Below are 19,158 nucleotides of genomic sequence, written 5' to 3' on the forward strand. Positions count from 1 at the left end.
GGAGGGCTCGGGGCGGTGCAGGCCCGCACCCCCACCCGCTGCGCGCCCCGCGCTTCGCGGCCACCGCAGCCGCGGTCCTGACCGCGATCACCTGCGAGCCGCGACGGCCGCCGAACGGCGGACCCCCGCCACCGCGCACCCGGCCGACGGGCTCCGGGCGCCGCGGCGCAGGGAGCTAGGTCCGGCGGCGCACCACGTAGGCCGCGCCCCGCTCCGCGGGCTCCTCGCCGACGTACTCCTGGTCGCGCATCCAGCACCAGGCGCGGATGTCCAGCGCGGCCACCTCGTCATCGGTGACGACGCGCACCGTGCCGCCCACCGGCACGTCCCCGATCGCCTTCGCCAGCTCGATGACCGGCACCGGGCAGCGCTTCCCCAGCGCGTCCACCACCAGCTCCCCGGCCTCCCGCGCCGCCCCGGCCGGTGCGCCCGCCGCCGGGGCGCCCAACTGCTCCCGCACATCCGCGACCACACCCGGCAGCACGTCGAGGAAGCGCTCCACCTCCGCCTCCGCCACGCCGGCGGGCAGCGACACCCGGACGTTGCCCTCCGACAGCACCCCCATGGCGCGCAGCACATGGCTCGGGGTCAGCGTCGAGCTGGTGCAGGAGGAGCCTGAGGACACCGAGAAGCCCGCCCGGTCCAGTCCGTGCAGCAGCGCCTCGCCGTCCACGTACAGGCAGGAGAAGGTGACCAGGTGGGGGAGGCGCCGCAGCGGGTCGCCCACCACCTCCACGTCCGGCACCAGTTCGGGCACCCGCGCCCGGATCCGGTCCACCAGCCCCCGCAGCCGCTCCGCCTCCGCCGCCGCCTCCGCCCGCACCGCCCGCAGGGACGCCGCGGCGGCCACGACCGCCGGCAGGTTGGGGAAGCCGGGCGAGCGGCCCGACTCCCGTTCGTCGGCCGGACCGGGCGCGGCGAACCGCACCCCCTTGCGCACCGCCAGCAGCCCCACCCCCGCAGGACCGCCCCATTTGTGGGCACTTCCGGTCAGGACGGACCAACCGGCCTCGACCGGGCCCCATGCGAGCGACTGCGCCGCGTCCACCAGCAGCGGCACCCCCGCCGCCCGGCAGGCCTCGGCCACCTCGGCCACCGGCTGGACCGTGCCCACCTCGTGGTTGGCCGACTGGAGGCACGCCAGGGCGGTCTCCTCGCGCAGCGCCGACGCGTACGACGCGGGCAGCACCGCGCCCGTGCGCTCCACCGGCACCTCGGTCACCGCGCCCCCGCCCGCCTCATGGGCGGCAGCCGCGTGCAGCAGGGAGGAGTGCTCCACCGCCGACAGCACCAGGTGCCGCCCGTCCGCCGCCGGCCGGCCAGCACGCCCGACACGCCCGTGTGCACCGCGTGCGTGCCCGAGGGGGTGAACGTGAGCTCGTCGGGGCGGCACCCCACCGCCTCCGCCGCGGCCTCCCGCGCCGCGTCGAGCAGCAGCCGGGCGCGCCTGCCCTCCCGGTACAGCCGCGCCGGGTCCGCCCAGCCCTCGTCCAGGGACGCCTGGAGGGCCTGCCGGGCGACCGGGTGCAGGGGGGCTGAGGAAGCAACGTCGAAGTAGGCCACGTGGTCACGCTATCCCCCTCCGGCGGGTCCGGGAGAGGCCCGGAACCGCGCCGTCCGTACGGCTCTCACCTGCGGACACAACCCGAAAGAGGGGCGCGGCGGCGCGTTGGGCACCCTCCCCGCGCGGCGCCAAATAGCGTCCAGTAGGGTTTGGTCCGCATAAACATCCAAACCCCTGCCCGCGTCAGGGCCGGCGACCGACCAGCGAGACGGCCGCAGCCGACCCGCGGGCGAGACTCTCGGGAAGGCGCTACGTGAGTCCCAACGGCTCCGACCGCTCGTCGCGGCGCCCGATGCGGCGGAAGCTGCCGCAGGTGCTGACTGCGGGCCTGATCCTGGCTACCGCCTCCGGTTGCTCGTACAACTGGGAGGACTTCCCCCGCCTCGGTATGCCCTATCCGGTGACGGAAGAGGCGCCGCGGATCCTCTCCCTCTGGCAGGGCTCGTGGGCGGCTGCGCTCGCCACGGGCGTGCTCGTGTGGGGTCTGATCCTGTGGAGCGTCTTCTTCCACCGGCGCAGCCGCACCAAGGTGGAGGTTCCTCCGCAGACCCGGTACAACATGCCGATCGAGGCGCTGTACACGGTCACTCCGCTCATCATCGTCTCGGTGCTCTTCTACTTCACCGCGCGTGACGAGTCCGAGCTCCTCAAGCTCTCCGAGAAGCCCGCCCACACCATCAACGTGGTCGGCTACCAGTGGAGCTGGGGCTTCAACTACATCGAGAACGTGGACGGTGACGCCTCCACGGGCACCGGGGTCCCCGAGGAGCTCGGCGCCATTCCGGACAAGTTCCAGAAGCAGTTCCCGCAGGGTGCCGAGGGCGTCTACGACGCCGGCATCCCGGGCACGCGGGACCCGGAGACGAAGAACCCCGGCCCGACGCTGGTCCTGCCCAAGGGCGAGAAGGTCCGGTTCGTCCTGACCTCGCGTGACGTCATCCACTCCTTCTGGGTGGTGCCGTTCCTCATGAAGCAGGACGTCATCCCGGGTCACACCAACGTCTTCGAGGTGACCCCGAACCAGGAGGGCACCTTCCTGGGCAAGTGCGCCGAGCTCTGCGGCGTCGACCACTCCCGGATGCTCTTCAACGTCAAGGTCGTCTCCCCCGAGGAGTACCAGCAGCACCTGGAGAAGCTGGCGGAGAAGGGGCAGACCGGCTACATCCCGTCGGGCATCGAGCAGACGGACCCGGCCAGGAATGCGGAGAAGAACCAACTGTGAGCATCCTCAACGAACCCCAGGGTGCCGACAAGGCAGCTGACGGCTCGCGGGAGCCGTACGAGAACGAGCTGCCCGTCCGGCGCAGGCAGCCAGGCAACGTCGTCGTCAAGTGGCTCACCACCACGGACCACAAGACGATCGGCACGCTCTACCTGGTCACCTCGTTCGCCTTCTTCTGCATCGGCGGCCTCCTGGCGCTCTTCATGCGCGCCGAGCTGGCCCGGCCGGGTACGCAGCTCATGTCGAACGAGCAGTTCAACCAGGCGTTCACGATGCACGGCACGATCATGCTGCTGATGTTCGCGACGCCGCTGTTCGCCGGATTCGCGAACTGGATCATGCCGCTGCAGATCGGCGCGCCCGACGTGGCGTTCCCGCGGCTGAACATGTTCGCCTACTGGCTGTACCTCTTCGGCTCGCTCATCGCGGTGGCGGGCTTCCTCACCCCGCAGGGCGCCGCGGACTTCGGCTGGTTCGCGTACACCCCGCTGTCGGACGCGATCCGCTCGCCGGGTGTCGGCGCCGACATGTGGATCATGGGCCTCGCCTTCTCCGGCTTCGGCACCATCCTCGGCTCGGTCAACTTCATCACCACGATCATCTGCATGCGCGCCCCCGGCATGACGATGTTCCGCATGCCGATCTTCACGTGGAACGTGCTGCTGACCGGTGTCCTGGTCCTGCTCGCCTTCCCGGTCCTCGCCGCCGCGCTGTTCGCGCTGGAGTCGGACCGCAAGTTCGGCTCGCACATCTTCGACCCGTCCAACGGCGGCGCCCTGCTGTGGCAGCACCTCTTCTGGTTCTTCGGCCACCCCGAGGTGTACATCATCGCCCTGCCGTTCTTCGGCATCGTCTCGGAGATCGTGCCGGTCTTCAGCCGCAAGCCGATGTTCGGCTACATCGGCCTGATCGCGGCCACGATCGCCATCGCCGGCCTCTCGGTGACGGTGTGGGCGCACCACATGTACGTCACGGGCGGTGTGCTGCTGCCGTTCTTCGCCTTCATGACGTTCCTGATCGCGGTGCCGACCGGTGTGAAGTTCTTCAACTGGATCGGCACGATGTGGAAGGGCTCGCTGTCCTTCGAGACCCCGATGCTCTGGGTCGTCGGCTTCCTGATCACCTTCACCTTCGGTGGTCTGACCGGTGTGATCCTGGCGTCGCCCCCGATGGACTTCCACGTCTCCGACTCGTACTTCGTCGTCGCGCACTTCCACTACGTCGTCTTCGGCACAGTGGTCTTCGCGATGTTCGCCGGATTCCACTTCTGGTGGCCGAAGTTCACGGGCAAGATGCTGGACGAGCGCCTCGGCAAGATCACCTTCTGGACGCTGTTCATCGGCTTCCACGGCACGTTCCTCGTCCAGCACTGGCTGGGTGCCGAGGGCATGCCGCGCCGGTACGCCGACTACCTCGCCGCGGACGGCTTCACCGCGCTGAACACGATCTCCACGATCGCCTCGTTCCTGCTCGGCCTGTCGATCCTGCCGTTCTTCTACAACGTCTGGAAGACGGCCAAGTACGGCAAGAAGATCGAGGTCGACGACCCGTGGGGCTACGGCCGCTCCCTGGAGTGGGCCACCTCGTGCCCGCCGCCGCGGCACAACTTCCTCACGCTGCCGCGCATCCGCTCCGAATCGCCGGCGTTCGACCTGCACCACCCTGAGATCGCCGAGATCGACCAGCTGGAGAACCAGGGTCGTACGGAAACCGCGCTGGTCGGTGGCAAGGAGGCCGGCAAGTGAAGATCCAGGGCAAGATGTTCATCTGGCTGAGCTTCTTCATCCTCGCCATGGCCGTCCTGTACGGCGTGTGGGCGAAGGAGCCGGTCGGCACCACGGCGCTGTTCATGGCCTTCGGCCTGGCGATCATGGTCGGCTACTACCTGGCCTTCACGGCCCGGCGGGTGGACGCCATGGCGCAGGACGACAAGGAGGCCGACGTAGCGGACGAGGCCGGCGAGGTCGGCTTCTTCTCGCCGCACAGCTGGCAGCCGCTCTCGCTGGCCCTCGGCGGTGCCCTCGCGTTCCTGGCCGTCGCCCTCGACTGGTGGCTCATCTACTTCTCCCTGCCGATCATCCTGATCGGCGTCTGGGGATGGGTGTTCGAGTACTACCGGGGCGAGAACCAGAACCAGTAGGCGCCACGCGCCCCTGAAGGGCCCGGTGTCCTCCGTAAGGAGGCCGCCGGGCCCTCTTTCGTGGTCATCCTTTTGCAGTCATCCGGCGTGCCAGGGTCGACAGCCGTTCCTACGGTGTGCTTATGAGCCACACGCCAAGCATGCGCACCGTCCTCAGCTGCTCCCTGCTGGTCGTCGTCGCGGGTGCGGGCGCGACCGGCTGCAACGGCCCGGAGGGGCACCCGCTGTCCGCCCGCCCCTACGACGCCGCCGGCCAGATCACCTTCAACGGGCCCGGGGACGACCGCAAGGCGCCCCTGGACCGGCCCCTGGAGGTCACCAGCAAGGACGGCGGCGGCCGCATCACCGACGTCACGGCCGTCGACGAGGCAGGCCACTACCTGGCCGGCGAACTCGCCGCGGACGGCAGCCGCTGGCGCTCCACGGGCCCGCTGGCCGCAGAGGCCCGCTACACCGTCAGGATCGCCACGGAGAACGGCGACGGCGCCCCCGGCGTCCGTGTGCTGACGTTCGAGACCGCGGCGGCCCGGCAGCGGATGAAGGTCGAGTTCGGGCCCGAACCGGGCACCTACGGGGTCGGGCAGCCCCTCACGGCCGCACTCAGCCACCCCGTCACGACCAAGGAGGGCCGCGCCGCCGTCGAGCGGGGCCTCAAGGTCCGCTCCACGCCCGCCGTCACCGGCGCGTGGCACTGGGTCGACGACAAGCAGCTCCACTACCGGCCCAAGGAGTACTGGCCGGCCGGCACCCGGATCAACCTCACCAGCAACCTCGCGGGCGTCCGCGTCGCCAAGGGCGTCTACGGCACCCCCACCGACCCGCTCGTCCTCACCATCGGGGACCGCGTCGAGGCCGTCACCGACGCCGCCGCCCACCAGATGGTGTTCAAGCGGAACGGGAAGGTGATCAACACCATTCCCGTGACCACCGGCAAACCCGGCTTCTCCACCCGCAACGGCACCAAAGTGGTCCTGGAGAAGCAGTACTTCGTACGGATGCGCAGCACCACCGTCGGCATCGCCGAAGGCAGCAGCGAGTCCTACGACCTGCCGGTGTACTACGCGACGAGGGTCACATGGAGCGGCGAGTACGTGCACGCCGCGCCCTGGTCCGTCGGCTCGCAGGGGTACGCCAACGTCAGCCACGGCTGCGTGGGCATGTCGACGGGCAACGCCGCCTGGTTCTTCGAGAACATCCGCCGCGGCGACCTGGTCACGGTCGTCAACAGCATCGGCCAGGACATGGCCCCGTTCGGGAACGGCTTCGGCGACTGGAACCTGCCCTGGGACGAGTGGCGCCAGGGCAGCGCCGTGCTGGGCGGCACGCGGGACGGCGCCACGCCCGCGGACGGCGCCCGGCTCAGGCCGCGCGCCGCGTAGCCCGCCGGACGCCCGCGGCAGCCCGCGGGCGCCGCCCGCCGGGCCCCGCGGGGGCCCGGCCGCTACGCCTCCACCGACAGGCGGCCGCGCACCAGTCCGGCCAGCGCGTCCGCCAGCTCCGCCGGGTCCACCGGCAGCGTCACCGCCGCGTCCGCGCGGCTCCACGTGGCCAGCCACGCGTCCTGCGGGCGCCCCATCAGCAGCAGCACCGGCGGGCAGTCGAAGACCTCGTCCTTGAGCTGGCGGCACACGCCCATCCCGCCCGCGGGCACGGCCTCGCCGTCCAGGACGCACACGTCGATCCCGCCCTGGTCCAGGCGCTCCAGCACCGCGGGCAGCGTCGCGCACTCGACGTACTCGATCGGGGGGACGTCCGCCGCCGGCCGCCTCCCCGCCGCCATCCGGACCTGCGCGCGGGTGTTCGCGTCGTCGCTGTAGACCAGTACGGTGGCGGTCGACTGCATGCTGGGTCCCTCCGAGTTTCGTACGGCGTCGTACACGGTGAGTTGCTCGGTAACCGACGCCGCGGATGCTACTCCCTCCCGGGCCCCGTCAACACCGGGCAGACGGCTGTTCGGGGCGGTTGCCGCTGGGCCGTTCGGGTCGGCCGGGGCGCCCCGCCGGAGGGGGGACACTCCGAACGGCACCCCCCGGAGTGAGGGCGAGATAAGCGACCGACATAATGTCGGTCGTGGCGACAGCAACGACAGTAGATACCGGGCACGCGCACCCGCCGGTCAATCGACCGAACCTCACCAGCGTCGGAACAGTCATCTGGCTGAGTTCCGAGCTGATGTTCTTCGCGGCCCTCTTCGCGATGTACTTCACCCTGCGTTCGGTGACGGGTCCCGAATACTGGGCCGAGCAGGCGGGACACCTGAACTTCTGGTTCGCGTTTTCCAACACCACGATCCTGGTGCTCTCCTCCCTCACCTGCCAGCTCGGCGTGTTCGCCGCCGAGCGCGGTGACGTGAAGAAGCTGCGTGCCTGGTTCATCGTGACCTTCATCATGGGCGCGGTCTTCATCGGCGGCCAGGTCCTGGAGTACACCGAGCTGGTCAAGGAGGCGGGCATGTCCCTGTCCTCCGGTCCGTACGGCTCCGTGTTCTACCTGACCACCGGCTTCCACGGCCTCCATGTGACGGGCGGCCTCATCGCCTTCCTCCTGGTACTCGGCCGGACGTACGCCGCGAAGCGGTTCACCCACGAGCAGGCGACGGCCGCCATCGTCGTGTCCTACTACTGGCACTTCGTCGACGTGGTCTGGATCGGCCTCTTCGCCACGATCTACATGATCAAGTAGTCGGGTCCCACCCGACACGTCCAGCAAGCATCGACGCAGAAGATCCTGACACCGGGGTAATCCGTGAAAAAGCTCTCCGCACGACGACGCCATCCGCTGGCGGCGCTCGTCGTCCTACTTCTCGCGCTGGCGGCCACAGGGGGGCTGTACGCCGCGTTCGCGCCCGCGGGCCAGGCACAGGCCGACGAGACCGCCCAGTCCCTCGCCATCGAGGAGGGCAAGAAGCTCTACACCGTCGGCTGCGCCACCTGTCACGGCACCAACGGTCAGGGCACCTCCGACGGCCCGTCCCTGATCGGTGTGGGCTCGGCCGCGGTGGACTTCCAGGTCGGCACCGGCCGTATGCCCGCCATGCAGCCGGGCGCGCAGATCCCGCGCAAGCCGAAGGTCTACACCCAGGCGCAGATCGACCAGCTGGCCGCGTACATCGCGTCGCTCGGCCCCGGCCCGGTCACGCCGACCGAGGAGCAGTACAGCCCGGAAGGCGCGGACATCGCCAAGGGCGGTGAGCTGTTCCGCAACAACTGCGCGCAGTGCCACAACTTCACCGGCGAGGGCGGCGCGCTCACCAAGGGCAAGTACGCCCCGAGCCTCGAAGGCGTCAGCGAGAAGCACATCTACGAGGCCATGCAGACCGGCCCGCAGAACATGCCCTCCTTCCCGGACACGATCATGCCGGAGCAGGAGAAGAAGGACATCATCGCGTACATCAAGGCCGTCAATGGTGACGAGACCCCGAGCCCCGGCGGTTTCGCACTCGGCGGTCTGGGACCGGTCGCCGAGGGCCTCTTCGGCTGGATCTTCGGTCTCGGTTCGCTGATCGCTGTCGCCGTCTGGGTCGCGGCCCACACCGCTAAGGCCAAGAAGTCATGAGTAGCCAAGAGATTTCCGAAGAGAGCCTGCCGAGCGGGCAGGACAGCGCGCACGGCAAGGCGGTAGCCGAGAACCCGTTCGCAGACCCGGGGCTCCCGCCCCACAAGCCCCGCATCCAGGACATCGACGAGCGGGCCGCCAAGCGCTCGGAGCGCACGGTCGCCCTGCTCTTCACGGTGTCGATGCTCGCCACGGTCGGCTTCATCGCCTCGTTCGTCGCCTTCGACGTCGACCAGATCGTGTACATCTGGCCCCTCGGCCACGTGAGCATCCTGCACGTGATGCTGGGCCTGACGCTGGGCATCGCCCTGTTCTGCATCGGCGCGGGCGCGGTCCACTGGGCCCGCACCCTGATGTCCGACGTGGAGGTCGCCGACGACCGCCACCCGATCGAGGCGAGCCCCGAGGTCAAGGCCAAGGTCATGGCCGACTTCCGGGAGGGCGCCGCCGAGTCGGCGATCGGCCGCCGCAAGCTGATCCGCAACACGATGTTCGGCGCCCTCGCGATGGTGCCGCTCTCCGGTGTGGTCCTGCTGCGCGAGCTCGGCCCGCTGCCCGGGGACAAGCTGTTCAAGACGTCCTGGGCCAACGGCAAGCTGCTCATCAACATGAACACGAACGAGCCGCTGCGCCCCGAGGACGTGGTGGTCGGGTCGCTGACCTTCGCCAAGCCCGAGGGCCTGGAGGAGAGCGACCACGACTTCAACACCTTGATCGCCAAGGACGCCCTGATGATCGTCCGGATCCAGCCGGAGGACATCAAGGACAAGCGCGAGCTCGAGTGGTCCCACGAGGGCATCGTGGCCTTCTCGAAGATCTGCACCCACGTGGGCTGCCCGATCTCCCTGTACGAGCAGCAGACGCACCACGTCCTCTGCCCGTGCCACCAGTCCACCTTCGACCTCTCCGACGGCGCCCGCGTCATCTTCGGCCCTGCCGGCCACGCCCTCCCGCAGCTGCGGATCGGCGTGAATGACGAGGGCTTCCTCGAAGCGCTCGGCGACTTCGAGGAGCCGGTCGGTCCTGCATTCTGGGAGCGCGGATGAGCACCGCAACCACGCACACATCAGGCGCTGACGCACCGGGACAGCAGAAGGCGCCCGCCGGCGAGCGGGTCGCGGACTGGGCGGACGGCCGGCTGGGGATCTACTCCCTGGCCAAGGCCAACATGCGGAAGATCTTCCCGGACCACTGGTCCTTCATGCTGGGTGAGGTCTGCCTCTACAGCTTCATCATCATCATCCTGACGGGTGTCTACCTGACGCTGTTCTTCCACCCGTCGATGAACGAGATCGAGTACCACGGCGCGTACGTGCCGATGCACGGCGTCCGCATGACGGAGGCCTACGCCTCGACGCTGGACATCAGCTTCGACGTCCGCGGTGGCCTGCTGATCCGCCAGATCCACCACTGGGCGGCGCTGATCTTCATCGCCGGCATGTTCGTGCACATGATGCGCGTCTTCTTCACCGGCGCGTTCCGCAAGCCGCGCGAGATCAACTGGCTGTTCGGCTTCCTGCTGTTCGTCCTGGGCATGTTCACCGGCTTCACCGGCTACTCGCTCCCGGACGACCTGCTCTCCGGCACCGGTGTCCGCTTCACCCAGGGCGCGATCCTGTCGACGCCGATCGTCGGCACGTACATCTCGATGTTCCTGTTCGGCGGCGAGTTCCCCGGCCACGACATGGTGGCCCGGTTCTACTCGATCCACATCCTGCTGCTGCCGGGCATCATGCTCGGCCTCGTGGTGGCGCACCTGATCCTGGTCTTCTACCACAAGCACACGCAGTTCCCGGGGCCCGGCCGGACGAACAAGAACGTCGTCGGCATGCCGCTGCTGCCGGTCTACATGGCCAAGGCGGGAGGCTTCTTCTTCCTGGTCTTCGGCGTCATCGCGATCATCTCGGCGCTGTTCACCATCAACCCGGTGTGGGCCCTCGGCCCGTACCGCCCGGACATGGTGTCCACCGGCGCCCAGCCCGACTGGTACATGGGCTTCGCCGAGGGCCTGATCCGCGCCATGCCCGGCTGGGAGATCAACCTGTGGGGCCACACGCTGGTCCTGGGCGTGTTCATCCCGCTGGTCCTCTTCGGCGTGATGCTGGCCGCGATCGCGGTCTACCCGTTCATCGAGTCGTGGATCACCGGCGACAAGCGCGAGCACCACATCCTGGACCGCCCGCGCAACGCCCCGACCCGCACCGCGCTGGGTGTCGCCTGGGTCACGGCCTACATGGTCATGCTGGTCGGCGGCGGCAACGACATCGTCGCCACGCACTTCCACCTGTCCATCAACGCGGTCACGTGGTTCGTCCGGATCTTCTTCTTCGTCGGACCGGTCATCGCCTTCGTGGTCACCAAGCGGATCTGCATGGGCCTCCAGCGCCGCGACCGCGACAAGGTGCTGCACGGCCGCGAGACGGGCATCATCAAGCGGCTGCCGCACGGTGAGTTCGTCGAGGTCCACGAGCCGCTGAGCCAGGCCAAGCTGCACACGCTCACCGCGCACGAGCAGTACACCCCGGCCGAGATCGGCCCGACGGTCGACGAGAACGGCGTCGAGCGCAAGCCGGGCCGCATGGAGAAGCTCCGCGCCAAGCTCAGCAAGGGCTACTACGGCGAGGACAACCAGGTCCCCAAGGCCACCGTCGAGGAGTACAAGGAGATCAGCGCCGGCCACGGCCACCACTGATCCCCTGCCCCCTGACCGGGGGACCTGACAGACAGGTCGCACCCGCAGGTCGCCTCGGCGAGAGCCCCGTCCACACCACGGACGGGGCTCTTCGCCGTACCGGGGGATGGATAGGCTGGGAGCCGACGGAACCTCACACCACGTGAGCCCCACGACCCAGGAGCGACCATGAGCGCTGTGACCCCCGCTGGAGGACCGACCGCGGCGGGCCGCTCCTGGCCCCGGGTCCTGGACGCGCTGCTGACCGGGCAGGACCTCGACGCGGACGCCACGGCCTGGGCGATGGAGCGCATCCTCAGCGGCGAGGCCACCGACGCGCAGATCGCCGGCTTCGCCGTGGCGCTGCGCGCCAAGGGGGAGACCGTCGAGGAGATCACCGGCCTCGTCCGGACGATGTACGCGCACGCCCGCACCATCGAGGTGCCCGGCCCGTCCGTCGACATCGTCGGCACGGGCGGCGACGGCGCCAAGACCGTGAACATCTCGACGATGTCCGCGATCGTCGTCGCCGGCACGGGCGCGAAGGTCGTCAAGCACGGCAACCGGGCCGCGTCGTCCGCGTCGGGCGCCTCCGACGTCCTGGAGAAGCTCGGCGTCAACCTGGATCTCGCGCCCGGCCGGGTGGCCGAGGTCGCGGAGGAGGCGGGCGTCACCTTCTGCTTCGCCGTCAGGTTCCACCCGGCGCTGCGGCACGTCGCCGCCGCCCGCAAGGAGCTCGGCATCCGCACGACCTTCAACTTCCTCGGCCCGCTGACGAACCCCGCCCGCGTCCGGGCCCAGGCGACCGGTGTCGCCGACGCGCGGATGGCGCCCATCATGGCGGGCGTCCTCGCCGAGAGGGGCTCGTCGGCGCTGGTGTTCCGCGGCGACGACGGCCTCGACGAGCTGACCACCACGGCCACCTCCAAGGTGTGGGTCGTCCGCGACGGCGCCGTCCGCGAGGAGTCGTTCGACCCGAGGGACGTGGGCATCGAGCCCGTCCCGGTGGAGGCCCTGCGCGGCGCCGACGCGTCGTACAACGCGGACGTGGCCCGCCGCCTGCTGGCCGGGGAGGCCGGGCCCGTACGGGACGCGGTGCTGCTCAACTCGGCCGCGGCGCTGGTGGCCCTGGAGCCGACGGACGCGCCCCTGGCGGAGCAGATCCGGGCGGGCATGGCGAAGGCGGCGGAGTCCATCGACTCGGGCGCGGCGCGCGAGGCCCTGGACCGCTGGGTGGCCGCGAGCCACCGGTAGGCCCCTGCCCGCGCGGCTCCGCCCCGTGCCACCGCGCCGGCCCGTAGCGCAGCATCGGGCCCCTGTACGCGCGGCTCCGCCCCCGGCCCCTCCTCGCAGGCGCCGGGGGCGGAGCCGTCCTGCCGCCGTGTGCGCCGTCCGCTATCCGGACCGGGGACTTGCGCCACCGGGCGGGTGTGGCAGGATGCTGCACCAAGGTCATGAGTGACAGCGACCACGGCCCCGGCCCGCTGTCCGGCAACCCTCCGTCCGTGGCGGGGTGCCCCGGGTGAAGACCAGGCCGCAGGCAGCGAGGTCTACGGCAAGCGCGGACCCCTGCGACGCCCTGGGGTCCTGGTCCCGAGGGAGTTGTCCCGTGAGCAAGCGAATGCGTTAGGGCCTGGCCCCTTCTTCGGGCCGAGGCCCTTTTCCGTACCCGTGTGCGGGCGCCCGTCCGGGCAGCCCCGCGGGTTTGACCACCCTCGTTCGCCGTGACTCCCGGGAGAGTTCGCCATGTCCGCGTACCCGAACACCGCCACTGCCGCCGTCGCCGCCACTGCCCCTGCCGCCGCCACTGCCGCAGCCCCTGCCACCGCCGCCGGCACCTGTACCGAGCCGCTCCCCGTCCTCGGCCGGGACGTCACCGTCCCGCTCGTCACCGGCGGCGAGGTGACCTACGCGGCGCTGGACTACGCGGCCAGCGCGCCCGCCCTGCAGCGGGTCTGGGACGACGTCGCCGCCTACGCGCCCTACTACGGCAGCGTGCACCGGGGCGCCGGGTACCTCTCGCAGCTCTCCACCGACCTGTTCGAGCGCAGCCGGAGCACCGTCCACACGTTCCTCGGCTGCCGCCCCGGCGACCAGGTGGTCTTCACCCGGTCGACCACCGACTCACTGAACCTGCTGGCCAGGGCGCTTCCCGAGGGCTGCGAGGTGTTCGTGTTCGAGACCGAGCACCACGCCGCGCTGCTGCCGTGGCGCGGGCACCGCGTGACCTGCCTGGACGCCCCCCGTACGCCGGGCGAGGCGGTCGACACCCTGGAGCGGGCCCTGGCCGCCCGCGAGCCGTACGGTCCGGCCCTGGTGTGCGTCACCGGCGCGTCCAACGTGACCGGGGAGCTCTGGCCCGTACGGGAGCTGGCCGCCGCCGCCCACGCGCACGGCGCGCGGATCGTGCTGGACGCCGCACAGCTCGCGCCGCACCAGCCGGTGGACGCGGCCGCGCTCGACGTGGACTGGGTGGCGCTGTCCGGGCACAAGCTGTACGCCCCGTTCGGCGCGGGCGTGCTGGCCGGGCGGGCCGACTGGCTGCGCGCGGCGGAGCCCTACCTGGCGGGCGGCGGGGCCTCCGCAGCGTGGTGCGGCGCCCCGGCGGCGGGCTGGAGGCGGCCTGGCACGACACCGCGGCGCGGCACGAGGCCGGCTCCCCGAACGTCATCGGGGCCTACGCCCTGGCCTCCGCCTGCAGGGCGCTCACCGAGGCCGGGTTCGAGGCGCTGGCGGCCCGGGAGCGGGAGCTGGTGGCACGGCTGCGGGCGGGCCTCGCCGAGGTGCCGCAGGTGCGGGTGCTGTCGCTGTTCGGCGACGACGCCCCGCGGGTGGGTGTGCTGTCGTTCGTCGTGGGCGGCTGGAACAGCTCGCACTTCGCGGCGGCGCTGTCCGCCGAGTACGGCATCGGGGTGCGCGACGGCCTGTTCTGCGCCCACCCGCTCGTCCGCAGGCTGCTGGGCGGCGCCCCGCAGGCTCCCGCGGAGTGCGGTGCGCCGGACGCCGCGCCGGAGGACCGGCCGCTGAACGCGGTCCGGGTCAGCTTCGGCGCCGGCACGCCGGACGAGCACGTCGACCGGTTCCTGCGGGCGGTGAGGGAGCTCGTACGGGACGGTGCCCGGTGGACGTACCGCACGGAGGACGGACGCTGCGTACCGGACCGTGGCTGAACTGCGTTCGCTCGTACGGGTGATTCGGCCCTGGGGGCGGGACGCGCGGCGGCGCTACGCGTCGAGCCCGATCGCGAAGGCCGCCTCCAGGTCGTGCTGCGAGTAGGTGCGGAAGGCCACGTGCGTGTCGGTGGCCCGCACGCCAGGGATCTTGCTGATGCGGCCCGGGATGACGTCCGCCAGGTCGTCGTGGCGGCCCACCCGCACCATGGCGATCAGGTCGTACGTACCGGTGACCGAGAAGACCTCGCTGACGCAGTCGAGCGCGGCGATCTCCTCGGCGATCTCGGGGATCCGGTCCACGCTGGTCTTGATGAGCACGATCGCGGTGATCACGGTTGTCCCTCTCCCTCGGTGGCCGCTGCTGGCGCCTTCACTCTAATGCCCCGGTAGCGCGCCCACGCGTAGAGGAAGCCCAGGCCGAAGCCGATCAGGTGCGCCAGGTAGGCCACGCCGGGACCGCTGCCCGCGCCCCGCGCCGCGAGCCACTGCAGGGCGAACCAGAAGACGAGCACGATCCAGGCGGGGAAGCGCAGCGGCAGGAAGAAGAGGAAGGGGAACAGGCTCGTCACCCGGGCCCTCGGGAAGAGGTACAGGAAGGCGCCGAGGACTCCGGAGATCGCGCCCGACGCCCCCACGAGCGTCTGGTCGCTGCCCGCGTGCGCCACCGCGTAGCCGAACAGCGCCAGGTACCCGCAGCCCGCGTAGAACAGCCAGAACCGCAGGTGCCCCATCCGCTCCTCGGCCATCGCGCCGAACACGAACAGGAAGAGCATGTTGCCCAGCAGGTGCAGCCAGTTGCCGTGCACGAACAGCGCGCTGAACGGCGTGAGCAGCGCCGCGGGCGCCCCGCCCAGCAGCTCCGCCGGGATCACGCCCCAGCGCTCGAAGTAGGCGCTCTGCGCCGCGATGAGGGCGTCCCCGGTGCCGTAGGAGGTGCGCAGCCCGGAGGCCGGGCCGAGCACGAAGACCAGGGTGCACACCCCGATGACCCCGTAGGTCACCGAGGGGCCGGTGACGACCGTACGGACTGCTCCCCGCCAATCGATCATGCACAGATCATGACGTAAAGGGAGTGAGCAGGACAGAGCGCCTCGCCGGGCCGTCACCGACCGCGCCAGGCCGTAGGGTTACGGGCATGCCCAGGCCCGGGCCGGACGGCCGCGGCCCTGGGCGCCTCCGCAGTTCGACGGCGCACCGCGGACCCCCGCTCCGGCACGACACGGCCGGCCCGGCCCGGACCGATCACGAGAAGGACGACGGCACCCATGACGACGGTTCCCCTGCCGACGGACACCACCCGCTGGCGCTGCACGCTCTGCGGCAACCTGACACGCTTCGACGTGACGCGCTCCTCCAAGGTCGTGGAGTACGTCCATCTGGACCTGGCCGGCGAGCCCGCGGTCGAGGAGCGCGAGGTGGTCTCTGAGACCATCGAGTCGGTCCGCTGCCGTTGGTGCAACGCGGTGGACCAGGTCGAACTGGTGGACCGGCCCGGAGCCGGTGCCTGATCGAGACCTGATCGAGACCCGGGTGCGTGCGCACGGGTAGTACGCCTGATACGGCTGGAGCCGGTGATGCCGGCAGGCCGGGACGTGATGGGTAGTGGGGTGACGGATCGTGGCGGAGCCGGACAGCGGCGCCGAGTCGGCCGGCGCGGCCGGTGACGCCGCCGAGGCGCTCGACCGCCCGCTTCCCGAGGCGGTGCGGCGCCGGGTCGTCGCCCTCGTGTCGGACGCGTTCGGCGGCCTGACGGTCGCCGAGCTCCCGGCGCAGCTGCGGCAGTACGCGCGCTTCACCCCGACCCGGCGGGCCCGGTTCGGCGGCAACGCGATGGCGTCCGCGCTGGAGACCGACGCCGCGTTCCGCCGGCGGATCGCCGAGCGACTGCGCCGCGCCCAGCCCGAGTTGGCCGACGCCGTCGAGTCGGGCACGCCCCCGGCCGCCGCCGACCCGGTCGACGTGGCCGCCGCCGCCTGCGTGCTGCGCCCGCCCGGCTGGGTGAAGCTGGTCGCCGCCGCGGGCGAGGAGGTGCAGCGCGCCGACGCCGAGCGCGCCGGCGAGGAGGGCCGCCGCGAACTGGACCGCCTGCGCGAGGAGCTCGCCGAGGCGCGGGCCCACACCAAGGCGGAGACCGAGCGGCTGCGCACCGAACTGGAGGCCGCGCGCAAGGAAGCGGAATCGCTTCACCGCAAGCTGCGCAGCGCCCAGAGCGACGTCAAGCGCGGCGAGGCCGCACTGCGCCGGGTCCAGGCCGACGCCGAGGCCGCCAAAGCGGAGGCGGCGGCGCGGGTGTCGGCGGCCGAGAGCGAGACCCGCCGCCTCAAGGCGCGGCTCGGTGAGGCCGAAGCCGCGCTGGAGGCGGCCGCCGGGCCGTCCGCGAGGGCCGCTCGGCGGAGGACGTACGGCTGCGGCTGCTGCTGGACACCGTCCTGGAGGCGGCCCAGGGCCTGCGCCGCGAACTGGCGCTGCCGCCCGTGTCCGCGCGGCCCGCCGACTCCGTCGACGCGGTCGAGCCCGGCCGGCTCTCGCCCAAGGACGTCGCGGCCCGCGCGCTGTCCGAGACCGATCCGGCGCTGCTCGACCAGCTCCTCGCGCTGCCGCAGGCCCATCTGGTCGTCGACGGCTACAACGTGACCAAGACGGGCTATCCGACGATGCCCCTGGAGAAGCAGCGGCTGCGGCTGCTCGGCGGGCTCTCGGCGCTGGCCGCCCGCTCGGGCGCCGAGGTCACCTGCGTCTTCGACGGCGCGGAGCTGGCCGCCCCGGTGCTGCTCGCCCCGCCCCGAGGGGTGCGGGTGCTCTTCTCCAAGCCCGGGGTGACCGCCGACGAGCTCATCCGGCAGCTCGTACGGGCCGAGCCGCCGGGTCGCCCCGTCGTCGTGGTCTCCAGCGACCGGGAGGTGGCCGACGGGGTCGCCAGGTCGGGTGCCAGGCCGGTGCCGTCGGTGATGCTGCTGAAGCGGCTTTCGCGGCCGACGTGATGTTCTCGCCTGGAAAGCAACTCCTGCGCCGGATGTCTGCTTTGGGGAAGCGTGCGGGGGACGGTGCGTCAACTGCCCATGACGCAGGGTGGGACACGCGTAACGAATGCGGCTCCGCGGCGAGATTTTTCCTATGAGGATTTGAACTGATCACAACTTGGTCACTAGGGTCTGGCCTCGAACCTTCGCGCGGTTGACCGCTCACCCGGAGCGGCAGCGAAGGAACCGCCTAATCCGTGCAGTCCGGCCGAGTTCGCGGGGGATCCGGACGTGATGCGCGGAGCCGGGGCGCGACCCCAGCCCGGCCGGCGGCGTTGAGGAAGAAGGAGCTCGCCTCCGTGGCGTCCCACCGTCGACCCAAGCAGCCGAGCCGCGCCCGCGTGACCGTGCTCACCGCGACCGCCGCAGCGGCCGTCGCGCTCACCTCCCAGACCGCGTCGGCCACCCCGAAGCCGGCCGTGGAGGAGGTCAAGGCCAAGGTCGACAAGCTCCACCACGAGGCCGAGGAGGCCACCGAGCAGTACAACCAGGCCGACGAGCGCCGCGAGAAGCTCCAGGAGGAGATCGGCGCGCTCCAGGACCAGGTGGCCCGCGGCCAGGAGGAGCTCAACACCCTGCGCGACGGCATCGGTTCGGTCGCCGCCGCGCAGTACCGGGGCGGCGGTCTCGACCCGGCCGTCCAGCTCTTCCTCTCCTCCAACCCGGACGACTACCTCGACAAGGCGTCCGCGGTCGACCAGCTCACCGCCAAGCAGGCCGAGACACTGGAGTCCATCCAGGTCAAGCAGCGCACCCTCGCCCAGCAGCGGGCCGAGGCCACCGCGAAGCTCGCCGACCTCGAAGACGTCCGCAAGACCCTCGGCGAGAAGAAGAAGAAGTTCCAGGGCAAGCTCGCCGAGGCCCAGAAGCTCCTCAACACGCTCACCGCCGAAGAGCGGCGGAAGATGCAGGAGGAGGAGGACCGCAAGGCCCGCGAGGCGCAGCAGCGCGCCAGCCGCGCCACCGGCGGCGACCGCCCCGAGCTCGGCAACGAGGTGCCCGCCTCCCAGCGCGGCGCCGCCGCCCTCAACGCCGCCGCCACGCAGGTCGGCAAGCCGTACGTCTCCGGCGCCGAGGGCCCCAACTCGTACGACTGCTCCGGCCTCACGCAGTGGGCCTACCGCCAGGCCGGCGTCAGCATCTCGCGCACCACCTACACCCAGCAGAACGACGGCGTGAAGATCGGCCGCAGCCAGCTCAAGCCCGGCGACCTGGTCTTCTTCAACAACCTCGCCCACGTGGGCCTGTACGCCGGCAACAACACCGTGCTGCACGCCCCCAAGCCGGGCGCCAGCGTCCGCTACGAGTCGATGAACTACCTCGGCACGTTCCAGTTCGGCGTGCGCATCTGACGCCGGGCCGTCCGGCCGCAGCCGACCCGGACGCGTTGCGCGGGTCCCGCAAGCGGCCGCTCCCGGGCGGCCGTTGACCGCGGCTCCCGGCATCGGAGGGCGCGGGCGTCGGCCGTACGCGACCGTGCGGTCCTTCCTGGTCCGTGCCGTGAGGCCCGGACCCGTGCCACGCGGTCCGGGCCTGCCGTGCGGACCGGGCCCGCAGCGCCCGCCCGTTCGGCCCGAGGTCCGGGCCCGCAGCGCCCGCCCGTGCGGGTCCGTTCAGTCCGGTGCCCGGGCCACCCGTTCAGCCCGGAGCCCGGGCCCGCGGCTCCCGTGCTGCCTGACGCCCGCCGTCCGGGCGGCACATGGCCGGGCCGGTCGCCGTGCGTCCCGGTGGGCGGCGGCACATGGCCGGGCCTGCCCGCCGCGCATCTGATATGCGCGGCGCGTGCTCCAGACGCGCGAACCGCCCGCCACAC

14 protein-coding genes, 3 pseudogenes and 1 riboswitch are annotated in these 19,158 nt (G+C 71.4%); of the genes and pseudogenes, 13 read left to right on the forward strand and 4 right to left on the reverse strand.

All coding sequences use genetic code 11. The annotated features are described in order from the left end of the window. Positions 1-175 precede the first annotated feature (175 nt). Positions 176-1,563: pseudogene (locus tag L6E17_RS12940) on the reverse strand (cysteine desulfurase/sulfurtransferase TusA family protein). A gap of 254 nt (positions 1,564-1,817) precedes the next feature. Here L6E17_RS12940 and coxB point away from each other — a divergent pair. From coxB to L6E17_RS12960, 4 genes are all read left to right on the forward strand, one after another. Further along, positions 1,818-2,786, forward strand: a complete 969-nt coding sequence (gene coxB / locus L6E17_RS12945) for a cytochrome c oxidase subunit II (protein ID WP_236240935.1) — start codon at positions 1,818-1,820, stop codon at positions 2,784-2,786. After that, positions 2,783-4,531 carry a cytochrome c oxidase subunit I gene (gene ctaD / locus L6E17_RS12950; RefSeq protein WP_071267477.1) on the forward strand — a complete coding sequence of 583 codons (1,749 nt, stop codon included), beginning with the start codon at positions 2,783-2,785 and terminating at the stop codon, positions 4,529-4,531. The genes coxB and ctaD overlap by 4 nt, the downstream gene beginning before the upstream one ends. After that, positions 4,528-4,926, forward strand: a complete 399-nt coding sequence (locus L6E17_RS12955; RefSeq protein WP_236240936.1) for a cytochrome c oxidase subunit 4 — start codon at positions 4,528-4,530, stop codon at positions 4,924-4,926. Before ctaD ends, L6E17_RS12955 begins: the two co-directional genes overlap by 4 nt. A 122-nt stretch (positions 4,927-5,048) precedes the next feature. Further along, positions 5,049-6,305 (forward strand): Ig-like domain-containing protein, encoded by a 1,257-nt coding sequence (locus L6E17_RS12960; RefSeq protein WP_236240937.1) that lies wholly within the window; start codon positions 5,049-5,051, stop codon positions 6,303-6,305. 62 nt (positions 6,306-6,367) lie between these two features. Here L6E17_RS12960 and L6E17_RS12965 read toward each other — a convergent pair whose 3' ends face one another. After that, positions 6,368-6,769: a hypothetical protein gene (locus L6E17_RS12965; protein WP_236240938.1), complete on the reverse strand. Its 402-nt coding sequence runs from the start codon at positions 6,767-6,769 to the stop codon at positions 6,368-6,370. Between the two features lie 218 nt (positions 6,770-6,987). Between L6E17_RS12965 and L6E17_RS12970 the strand changes: the two genes are divergently transcribed. The 6 genes and pseudogenes from L6E17_RS12970 to L6E17_RS12995 all read left to right on the forward strand — a co-directional run bounded on the left by L6E17_RS12970 (position 6,988) and on the right by L6E17_RS12995 (position 14,322). Then, entirely contained in the window at positions 6,988-7,608 is a 621-nt protein-coding gene (locus L6E17_RS12970) for a heme-copper oxidase subunit III (RefSeq protein ID WP_236240939.1), read from the forward strand. A gap of 63 nt (positions 7,609-7,671) precedes the next feature. Further along, entirely contained in the window at positions 7,672-8,481 is an 810-nt protein-coding gene (locus tag L6E17_RS12975; protein ID WP_236240940.1) for a c-type cytochrome, read from the forward strand. Next, positions 8,478-9,527 (forward strand): ubiquinol-cytochrome c reductase iron-sulfur subunit, encoded by a 1,050-nt coding sequence (locus tag L6E17_RS12980; RefSeq protein WP_236240941.1) that lies wholly within the window; start codon positions 8,478-8,480, stop codon positions 9,525-9,527. The genes L6E17_RS12975 and L6E17_RS12980 overlap by 4 nt, the downstream gene beginning before the upstream one ends. After that, entirely contained in the window at positions 9,524-11,173 is a 1,650-nt protein-coding gene (locus tag L6E17_RS12985) for a cytochrome bc complex cytochrome b subunit (RefSeq protein WP_236240942.1), read from the forward strand. The genes L6E17_RS12980 and L6E17_RS12985 overlap by 4 nt, the downstream gene beginning before the upstream one ends. A 168-nt stretch (positions 11,174-11,341) precedes the next feature. After that, positions 11,342-12,406 carry an anthranilate phosphoribosyltransferase gene (trpD, locus tag L6E17_RS12990; protein ID WP_236240943.1) on the forward strand — a complete coding sequence of 355 codons (1,065 nt, stop codon included), beginning with the start codon at positions 11,342-11,344 and terminating at the stop codon, positions 12,404-12,406. A gap of 196 nt (positions 12,407-12,602) precedes the next feature. Beyond that, positions 12,603-12,720: riboswitch (SAM riboswitch) on the forward strand. Between the two features lie 178 nt (positions 12,721-12,898). Further along, positions 12,899-14,322, forward strand: a pseudogene (locus L6E17_RS12995) (aminotransferase class V-fold PLP-dependent enzyme). A 54-nt stretch (positions 14,323-14,376) separates the two neighbouring features. Here L6E17_RS12995 and L6E17_RS13000 read toward each other — a convergent pair. Together L6E17_RS13000 and L6E17_RS13005 are read right to left on the reverse strand one after the other, a co-directional pair. Next, the gene (locus L6E17_RS13000; protein ID WP_236240944.1) at positions 14,377-14,658 is read right to left on the reverse strand and encodes an Lrp/AsnC family transcriptional regulator; all 282 of its coding nucleotides are present in this window, start codon (positions 14,656-14,658) and stop codon (positions 14,377-14,379) included. Next, entirely contained in the window at positions 14,655-15,374 is a 720-nt protein-coding gene (locus L6E17_RS13005) for a rhomboid family intramembrane serine protease (RefSeq protein ID WP_236240945.1), read from the reverse strand. Before L6E17_RS13005 ends, L6E17_RS13000 begins: the two co-directional genes overlap by 4 nt. Positions 15,375-15,590: 216 nt before the next feature. On the opposite strand from L6E17_RS13005, the gene L6E17_RS13010 reads away from it, so the two are divergent. The 3 genes and pseudogenes from L6E17_RS13010 (at position 15,591) to L6E17_RS13020 (ending at position 18,697) form a co-directional block, all read left to right on the forward strand. Next, the gene (locus L6E17_RS13010) at positions 15,591-15,833 is read left to right on the forward strand and encodes a hypothetical protein (protein WP_236240946.1); all 243 of its coding nucleotides are present in this window, start codon (positions 15,591-15,593) and stop codon (positions 15,831-15,833) included. Between the two features lie 109 nt (positions 15,834-15,942). Next, positions 15,943-17,306 (forward strand): annotated as a pseudogene (locus L6E17_RS13015) (NYN domain-containing protein). A gap of 338 nt (positions 17,307-17,644) precedes the next feature. Next, positions 17,645-18,697 carry a C40 family peptidase gene (locus L6E17_RS13020; protein WP_236240947.1) on the forward strand — a complete coding sequence of 351 codons (1,053 nt, stop codon included), beginning with the start codon at positions 17,645-17,647 and terminating at the stop codon, positions 18,695-18,697. Positions 18,698-19,158 lie beyond the last annotated feature (461 nt).

Origin of the sequence: Streptomyces sp. CC228A, assembly GCF_021390935.1 — a bacterium.
GTDB lineage: Bacteria > Actinomycetota > Actinomycetes > Streptomycetales > Streptomycetaceae > Streptomyces.